The organism is Streptomyces sp. NRRL F-5650 (genome assembly GCF_000721365.1).
Lineage (GTDB): Bacteria > Actinomycetota > Actinomycetes > Streptomycetales > Streptomycetaceae > Streptomyces > Streptomyces ardesiacus.
In genome coordinates this window covers 1-1,026 of record NZ_JOGV01000135.1, presented here as the reverse complement: position 1 = coordinate 1,026, position 1,026 = coordinate 1, and the positions used below count along the sequence as shown (strand labels likewise).

General features: G+C 78.9%; 2 pseudogenes. Both read right to left on the bottom strand.

What is annotated here, in order from left to right:
• Window positions 1-477 (bottom strand): annotated as a pseudogene (locus tag IG88_RS0137750) (hypothetical protein); the annotation flags it as partial.
• A 115-nt stretch (window positions 478-592) separates the two neighbouring features.
• Window positions 593-1,026: pseudogene (locus IG88_RS0137745) on the bottom strand (hypothetical protein); the annotation flags it as partial.

Here is a 1,026-nt window from a genome sequence, read left to right as displayed (position 1 = left end):
CGCCCCGCCCCGCCCCGCCGAGGGCGCCCTGCCGGTACCGGCCGCCCGGGGCGCCCCGCCCCGCCCTGACCCGGGGGCGGCCACCCCGCCCCGGCCGCGCCCCCTAGTCAGGGCGCCCCCGGCGCGGGTGCGCCCCGCCCCGGTCGTGGTGCGGCGGCGCACCGTGCGGCGGCGCTGCAGGGCGCCCCCGGCCGCGAGGACGACGGCACCGCCCGCGGCGGCGGCGAGCCCGACCGGGCCGGCCGCCTGATAGGCGGCGGTCGCGGCCATGGCCGTGCTGTTGGTGGCGCCGATGACGAGCGGTTCGATCGGCACGCCGCGGCGGCGCTTGCTGCGCGGCTGCGGCTCGTCGTCGACCTGGTCGTCGTCGGGCTCGGGTGTGGGGGCGGGCTGCGTCTCGGGTGCCTCGACGGGCGCCTGTACGGGTGTCTCGGGCTCGGCCGCAGCGGGTGCGGGCGGTGCTTCGGTGTCGGACACCGTGACTCCTTCACTGCGACTGCAGTCGGTGTGATCGGGGTGTGCGGGGGTGTTCGCGCGGGTGGGAGGGGGTGAGGGTGCGACTGTGACTGCAGTCGCAGTCACAGTCGGAGCGTCACGAGCCGGTGAGCGCGCGGACGTTGTCCGTGCCGCGTTCGAGTAGCTGCGGCTCGTCGGTCTCGATCTCCTTGCGCAGCGCCTGCGCGTGGCGGCGGGACTTGTACGGGTAGCCGCGGTCTGCCTCGACTTCGAGAAGCCGCACGATCTGCCCCTCGCCCGGCCGGGCGTCGAGGGTGTCGTACAGGGCGCGAATCTTCTGCTTCACCTCGGCGCGGGTCGGCGGCCGCTCCCCGTCCTGCGGGGCGTCGCCCTCGGCGGCCGGGCCGCCCTCGGTCGTGGGGGCGGCGGGCTGCTCGTCGAGGGCGGGCTGCGCGGGGGCGCCCTGCTCAGTCGGGGCGGGGGCGGGGGGGGCCCCCTCAGCCTTCGGGGCGGGGCGGCCCGGGGCGGACTGCCTCGGGGCGGCCGAGGGCGGGGCGGGCAGTACCGGGG